Annotated in this window: 12 protein-coding genes; 9 read left to right on the forward strand and 3 right to left on the reverse strand. The window is 56.8% G+C overall.

Features of this window, described 5'->3' with window-relative positions:
• Positions 1 to 231: 231 nt before the first annotated feature.
• Positions 232 to 825, reverse strand: coding sequence for a recombinase family protein (locus HMPREF2792_RS04165; RefSeq protein WP_070531114.1), 594 nt, complete (start codon positions 823 to 825; stop codon positions 232 to 234).
• Positions 825 to 1,079, reverse strand: coding sequence for a hypothetical protein (locus HMPREF2792_RS04170; protein WP_070531115.1), 255 nt, complete (start codon positions 1,077 to 1,079; stop codon positions 825 to 827). Before HMPREF2792_RS04170 ends, HMPREF2792_RS04165 begins: the two co-directional genes overlap by 1 nt.
• A gap of 188 nt (positions 1,080 to 1,267) precedes the next feature.
• Here HMPREF2792_RS04170 and HMPREF2792_RS04175 point away from each other — a divergent pair, with 188 nt between their 5' ends.
• From HMPREF2792_RS04175 to HMPREF2792_RS04195, 5 genes are all read left to right on the forward strand, one after another.
• Complete coding sequence (locus HMPREF2792_RS04175) at positions 1,268 to 1,813, forward strand: TetR/AcrR family transcriptional regulator (RefSeq protein WP_070531116.1); 546 nt, start codon at positions 1,268 to 1,270, stop codon at positions 1,811 to 1,813.
• A complete protein-coding gene (locus HMPREF2792_RS04180; protein WP_048733039.1) occupies positions 1,810 to 2,169 on the forward strand; it encodes a DMT family transporter in 360 nt (119 codons plus the stop codon). Before HMPREF2792_RS04175 ends, HMPREF2792_RS04180 begins: the two co-directional genes overlap by 4 nt.
• A complete protein-coding gene (locus tag HMPREF2792_RS04185; RefSeq protein WP_003849969.1) occupies positions 2,166 to 2,495 on the forward strand; it encodes a DMT family transporter in 330 nt (109 codons plus the stop codon). Before HMPREF2792_RS04180 ends, HMPREF2792_RS04185 begins: the two co-directional genes overlap by 4 nt.
• A 99-nt stretch (positions 2,496 to 2,594) precedes the next feature.
• Positions 2,595 to 2,867 carry an NIPSNAP family protein gene (locus HMPREF2792_RS04190; RefSeq protein ID WP_232748458.1) on the forward strand — a complete coding sequence of 91 codons (273 nt, stop codon included), beginning with the start codon at positions 2,595 to 2,597 and terminating at the stop codon, positions 2,865 to 2,867.
• Positions 2,868 to 3,045: 178 nt separating this feature from the next.
• Complete coding sequence (locus HMPREF2792_RS04195; RefSeq protein ID WP_070531117.1) at positions 3,046 to 3,300, forward strand: hypothetical protein; 255 nt, start codon at positions 3,046 to 3,048, stop codon at positions 3,298 to 3,300.
• A 134-nt stretch (positions 3,301 to 3,434) separates the two neighbouring features.
• Here the strand turns inward: HMPREF2792_RS04195 and HMPREF2792_RS04200 are convergent, their stop codons facing one another.
• Positions 3,435 to 3,848: a hypothetical protein gene (locus HMPREF2792_RS04200; protein ID WP_070531118.1), complete on the reverse strand. Its 414-nt coding sequence runs from the start codon at positions 3,846 to 3,848 to the stop codon at positions 3,435 to 3,437.
• A 56-nt stretch (positions 3,849 to 3,904) separates the two neighbouring features.
• On the opposite strand from HMPREF2792_RS04200, the gene HMPREF2792_RS04205 reads away from it, so the two are divergent.
• The 4 genes from HMPREF2792_RS04205 to HMPREF2792_RS04220 all read left to right on the forward strand — a co-directional run bounded on the left by HMPREF2792_RS04205 (position 3,905) and on the right by HMPREF2792_RS04220 (position 6,274).
• Positions 3,905 to 4,204: a hypothetical protein gene (locus HMPREF2792_RS04205; RefSeq protein WP_232748459.1), complete on the forward strand. Its 300-nt coding sequence runs from the start codon at positions 3,905 to 3,907 to the stop codon at positions 4,202 to 4,204.
• A 378-nt stretch (positions 4,205 to 4,582) separates the two neighbouring features.
• Complete coding sequence (locus HMPREF2792_RS04210; RefSeq protein WP_070531119.1) at positions 4,583 to 5,224, forward strand: ParA family protein; 642 nt, start codon at positions 4,583 to 4,585, stop codon at positions 5,222 to 5,224.
• On the forward strand, positions 5,217 to 5,723 hold the full coding sequence (locus tag HMPREF2792_RS04215; RefSeq protein ID WP_070531120.1) for a hypothetical protein: 507 nt from the start codon (positions 5,217 to 5,219) through the stop codon (positions 5,721 to 5,723). The genes HMPREF2792_RS04210 and HMPREF2792_RS04215 overlap by 8 nt, the downstream gene beginning before the upstream one ends.
• Positions 5,724 to 5,740: 17 nt before the next feature.
• Positions 5,741 to 6,274 (forward strand): DnaB-like helicase N-terminal domain-containing protein, encoded by a 534-nt coding sequence (locus tag HMPREF2792_RS04220; RefSeq protein ID WP_070531121.1) that lies wholly within the window; start codon positions 5,741 to 5,743, stop codon positions 6,272 to 6,274.
• Positions 6,275 to 6,569: the final 295 nt, after the last annotated feature.

Here is a 6,569-nt window from a genome sequence, read left to right on the forward strand (position 1 = left end):
TCTTTCTACTGCCCCAACTTTGCAACAGCACCCGAGGCAAAATGCACACAGAGACACTCGTAGCCGCCCCAAGTCTGTCGATTTCACCGCCCAACACCCTAGCTGGACGTACAAAAGAGCAGGTAGAACTACGTAAAGCCGAGCATACGCTATAACATATGCCTAAATATATGTCCCGCCATATGGCGGGACTGACGGGCACGCTGATTTACCGTTACGACTGCGCCGTATCTATGCGTTTTTCAACGCCCGATACACCGTAGGACGGGTCACCCCAAACTCCCGCGCCAAGGCTGCTTTCGACTCCCCCGCCAGCGTGCGCCGCTTAATCTCCGCTACCTGCTGCGGGCTAAGAGCAGGCTTGCGGCCTTTGTACTTGCCAGCCTTTTTCGCCAAAGCAATCCCCTCCGCCTGCCGCTCGCGGATAATGGCCCGCTCAAACTCCGCAAACGAACCCAAAATACCCAGCATTAAATCCGCGCGTGGATCCGTGGCGTCTTTCGCAAACGCGAGATTCTCATGCAGAAAAGTAACAGTCACACCCTTGCCGGTAAGCTCATCAACAATCCCGCGCAAATCCGTAAGCGAACGGGCGAGACGGTCAATCGACGACACGACAAGCTCGTCACCGTCGCGCACATACGCCATACACTCGACAAGCCCAGGGCGCGCAGCCTTGGTACGGCCGGAAACCTTATCCTCAAAGAAACGGTCAATCCTGCCAGAAGCATTGAGTAGTTCTTTCTGACGCTGATTATTCTGCTCCACCGACGAGACACGGATATAGCCCACCCGCTGCCCACGCGAACCAGAGCTTTTGGCCATTAGTCTTCGCCCCGCGAAGGGTTAAAGGCAGAATTCTCCTGTTCTATGACCGCATCACGATACGACTCGATTGCATCCGAGAGGGCATAAAGCTGAACACCGTCGAGACCATCAGCGTCAGCAAGCAAGGCTTGCACAATCCTGCCCAACGCCTGCTGCCCCGACGACAACCCACCGTGCAGATCTTTCACCCGCGCCAACGCGGGCACAGAGTCAATATGACTTTCAATATGGAAACCATCAGACGACAACACTACACTCACCACTTTCTGTAAACATAAGGCCTAGACCCCGCTAGACACGTGTAAAACAATGCTAGGAACGGCCCTATTTTACAGCAAACATTCTGCTCCAAACCGGCGTAACAATAGGGTGTACCCCAGGTGCCCCTACCAGCGCCCGCAGTTGAAGGCTTCACCTACCAAATGGTAAAGTTAGCTATATGCGAACCAGTCAGCGCTCCGAGATCCTGGAAGCTGCCCTCCGCGTCATGAACGCAGCGGAGGGTGGCGACATTACCCTTGACGCAGTGGCCCACGAGGCCGGGCTCACCAAACCGGGATTGCTATATCACTTCCGCAACCGCGACGTACTGCTCGCCGCGATCGTCGACCACGCTGCGGCCAACGTCGAGAACGACATGACTGCCACCCTTGGCAAGCCCCTCGAGAACGCCAACGCCACCGAGCGGCTCCTGAGCTACCTTCACGTCGCCGCCCACGGGGTCGCCAAGCGCGCCGAGTTCATCATCTGGGGCCAAGCGATGTACCGGCCCGAACTCACCGAACCGTGGACTACGCGGATGGGCCGCTGGCTCGAACTCCCGGACGATCTCGACGCCGCCACCCGAGCCAGGCTGACCACCGCCCGACTCGCCGCCGACGGACTCTGGGGCGCCCAGGCCACAGGTGTGTCCACCCTCCACGGCGCGGATCTCGAAGCCGTCGTCTCCAGCATTCGCTCCCTGATCGAAGGAACAACCCCATGAAGCAGTGGTTCCTGCTCGCTGGCGCCATCACTACCGAAGTGGCGGCGACGCTGTCTCTCAAGGCGGCGCTCAATCACCCATCCTGGTACATCGTGGTTGCTGCCGGATACATCGGCACTTTCGTCTTCCTCACCTTCTGCCTGCGCGAAGGAATGCAGATCGGCGTCGCCTATGGCATCTGGGGAGCCAGCGGGGTCGTGCTCGCCGCCGTGCTATCCGCCGCGATTTTCGGTGAACCTCTGACCGCTGTGATGGGTCTTGGAATGGTTGCGATCATCAGCGGTGTCCTCACCGTCGAACTCGGCTCCCAGAAAGCTCAGCAAACCGCAGCCCAGGAAGCAGGAGTCAACTCATGAGATGGATCTTCCTCGCAGGCGCCATCTTGTCCGAAGTCGTCGCGACCATGTCGCTACGAGCCTCCGACGGTGGCCGGGTGAAGAAATGGTTCATCGGCGTCATCGCGGGGTATCTCGTGGCGTTCGTCGCCTTAAGTCTCGCCTTGGCCGACGGCATGGCCCTTGGCGTCGCCTACGGCATCTGGGCAGCATCCGGCGTAGCTCTCACCGCGATCCTCGCCCGGGTCATCTTCCACGAACCCCTCACCCGAACCATGGCCCTCGGCATCCTCCTCATCGCCGTCGGAGTTCTCACCGTTGAACTCGGCGCCAACTTGGCGAACTGACGCATTTCCGCAGGTAAACCAGGCAGATTGGTGTGCTGCACCACGAGGCGCACAGACAAAGGCTCCCCAATGAGCGCCTGTGGGCCTAGCGTTGTGGATGTGATCACCTGTGTCGTCCACTACACCATCGACCCCGACCAGATCGCAGCCTTTGAACAGTTCGCCCGCGCTTGGATGCGGCATGTCGACGAACACGGCGGCACCCACCACGGGTACTACCTACCCGCGGAAGGTGTGAGTGACCGTGCGGAATCCCTGTTCAGCTTCCCCAGCCTGGCTGCCTACGAGCAGTACCGCACCTTGTTCGGCACCCACCCGGACTTCATCGCCGCTGACCGGATTCGAGACGAGTCCGGGTGCGTCCTGCGGTAAGAGCGCACCTTCATGCGGCCGCTCCTACCCCAGGGACACTGAAAGGGACTCCGGCAGCACGCTCGGCACAACCCACAACGCCGCAGGTCAGCGCGTACAGATGGGTGTACCTAAGCTAATCGCTGTGCACAGGTCGATAGTAAGTTCTTATTTAGCAGCCCAAAGGAAAGGAAAGACTATGCCATTAGCTCTAGTGCACAACTCCGTTACCGGCGAGGCCTACTACACGACGCCGATGTTCGACAGCCGCAAGGAAGCATGGACGTATGCCGTCCAATTCGTTATGTCCCACCGGAACTGGGCCGGCAGTGAAGGGGTCATAGGTAATATCCGACAATCTGAAGAGCGCAAAGAATACGAGCTATACGACACCATCGACCTACGGCAGAACGAGAGGCTCGGGCGTCCCGTCTCTATCGAGATCAGGGACTAATTGCTGGGTGAGATTTCTTAGTTAGCTCCCTCGCCCCCGGGGCTCTAGTAGCGCGGCAGATTTTGCGAACGTAAACAGAAACCTTCAGATCCTTGTAAAGAGAATCTGAAGGTTCTAACGGTTTGAACTCATTTCTAGCCAAACAACTCTTCACCAAACAGACGGCCGTGTTCTATGCGGCTTCTCCACTGATTTCTGTCTACCGGCTTACCGTTACCGGTTTGTGCCGGAACCTGCGAGTCCTTCTCAAGAAGTTCTTCGACAAAAGAATCAAATACTTCAGTAAAGCCAAGCGGCCCATTGAGAGAGAAGGTTTTAGTTTCCTGAGCGCGAAATGGGCCCTCGACGGAGGTTTTAACCCCTGCCGGGTAGGTTATCCCGTTGAGGATTACGTCATCCCCGCTTTTTCGAGCTGTAATCTTCATTCCGGAAAACTTAAGAAAGTCAATGGCGGGATCGACAGAAGCGTCGTGTACAAGGATGACTTCTTCGCCCCCGTTCAAGCCCGTTTCTTTCAATTTAGATATGAATTCTTCTGCATCGACCATGCTTTTATCCTAATTAAAAAGAACTTGGAAAGCGGCATAGCCAGGAGAGGCGGGAAATGTCAGCCATTGTTCGTGAAGCCCAGGGCGCGCACCTGTGCGCGTTGTTTATCAAAGCCCACGGGGATACTGGAGACTACGAGTATGCGCTAGACGCTGCCAACAGCGCCGCCAAGCACTTACAGGTAATACAGGCGGAACTGCCTTCCACTTCCCCACTGGCCCGCGACGCCGGAAGGCTCGCTAAGCTTGTGCGCGCGGCACAGCGGAACCTGTCTCAACAGCGGCCCGCAGATAATTCAGTCGAGCTTCTCAACTTAGCCGCCAGCCTCAAAGAGCGGCTAGAAGGTGCACAATAGAGGAAACTCCCCAGGCCGCGCTCACAGGGGGCACTGGGGAGAAGCCGCTCGGGGGTCGGCTTTTTCCTTCCGTCCGACAAGGCTCGGGGGAAGCCCATAGCGGACACCCACAGAATACTTGCTATCCCACTTCCTGCAACCGGAGCAAGCAAAAAGGCCCCAGCCGAAGCCGGGGCCAATTTGCCGATTAAAAGGAAAATTCTAATCACTTGACACCTAAATACTAGCCATAGCCACTGACCTGCGTCAACCCCTAAAGTAATAGCTAAACCAATAGCAATGGGTATTGCAATAGCAATAGCAAGCATGATAAAGTTGAGCACTAACAGCACGGAAAATGCTCTGAGCTGCACTTGACACCGATTGAAAGGACAGAACATGCCTGTCATCTCCCTACTCCACGCCAAAGGCGGAGTCGGAAAAACCACCTCCACAGTCTGGCTTGCCGCCGCGGCCTACTACTCCGACAAAGTCAACGTCCCCATCCACATCATCGACGCCGACATCAACCAAGGAACGCTTAGCTCCTGGCATGAAATTGCCGAAGAAAACCACCAAGATAACCCCAACCTTCCCTATGCGGACGTCACCCTCCACTCCGGCAACTACAACCAAATCCTCAAGGCCTTCAAAAAAATCCCCAACGACGACATCGTCATCGTCGACGGCCCCCCAGGCGACCACTCCATGATTCAAGAAGTCGCCAAAAACTCCGACCTCGTCCTCATCCCCACCAAGGGAACAGTCACCGAACTAGAGCAAGTAATCACCACCGCACAACGAGGTGTTCCCAACGGCACCGACTACCGCGTGCTATTTACCATGTGGAACCGCTCATCCAAGACTGTTGAGGACTGCAAAGAAATCCTTAAAGAAGCAGAAATCCCCTACCTATGGCCACCTATCCCCCAACGCGCCGCACTCGGCAATGCCACCGGAACCTGGCCCGCTAACAAACGCGACCAGCTCTACGGATACGACTTCCTCTTCAACCAAGTACTGGAGATCCTCAATGGCTAACAGCAACCTTGGCAAAAACATTGCCGCCCGCGCACTCAAAAAAGGCAAGAACTCCACAACCAGCCCCAGTGCCCGTCCGGCCACACGTACCGCGCCTCAGGGAACCAGCGCAGTAGTCAACGACGCAGACAACTACCTGCTCAAGACCACACGCAAGCTTAAAACCGACGACTTCATCGACGCAGGCGGAACTAAATCCACCACCGTCAAAGTCCCCGCCGAAATCCACGCCACCATGACCCGAATCAAAGAAGAAGGCGGACCAGGACTCGGTGCCCAACTACTCAACGCACTGCGTACCGACCCAGAAACCGGAGCCGTCGGAGACCTCACCTACGACCGCCCGCTACGCGGACCCGGAAGCGGATTCGAAGGCCATGCGGTATTCATCCGCATCCCCGTTGCTGAATACATGGTGATCCGAGAGCTGTCCTACAACCTCAACCTGCCCATTGCCCAACTGTTCCTCAACGCCTGGCGCCGCCAGAACGAGGACTAACCAGAAAGGCCGTCTCAATGAGCGAGGACTACACATCCGGCATGGACGGCCATGCCACCGACAATCCCGAAGCTCTCCTACTTGCCGCACTACTAATCACCCGCAACGAAGATGAACTACATCGACAAGTAGACAGACTTCACGTCGCAGACTTCTACGAAACCAACTACGCAGCCGTTTTCGCCACAATAAAAGACCAGCTCGCCCAGCATCGCCCCTGCGACGCTGCTAGCATCCGCAGCGCACTACGAGCACAAGGCGAAAACAGCGGAATCCCACTTGGCGACGTAGATTCCCTAATCCAGATGCTGACCACCCTCGACGTCAACCCCTTTACCCTTGATAGCTACGCCCAGCAAGTAGCCAGCGCCTCCTACCGCCGCCAATTCGCAGCAATGACCGCCACACTCGCCCGCCTGGCCGACACCGCCGCCGAAGACGAGCTCTACACCCTCTTTGTGGAAGAAGGGCACAAACAACGCCAAGCTCGTGCCCGCTACGAGACCTTCCTCGGTGAAAGCCAGGACAACCAGGACAAACCCAACAACTAGCACACCCAATAGCAAGTGATATAGCACAATGAATAGCTAGCGCAATAGCAATGAAAATAGCAATAGGAAAAGCAGAACCTAACGACTATCGTCACCTGCACTACCCCACCGCTCCAATTGTCCTCGCCAGCAAAGCTGACTCCGGGAATTTACGCGACTACAGATTATGGCCTGACCACCCCAGGGCTTACCCGAGTGCAACTCCCGTGGAACACAACCCCCAAGCCCTCCGCGTCGGTCGTGCCACCTTGCGTGCTTGCGTCTGCTTTGTGGGTGCGGGTGTGTGGGGTGGTTC

The organism is Corynebacterium sp. HMSC068H04 (assembly GCF_001811255.1).
Lineage (GTDB): Bacteria > Actinomycetota > Actinomycetes > Mycobacteriales > Mycobacteriaceae > Corynebacterium > Corynebacterium hesseae.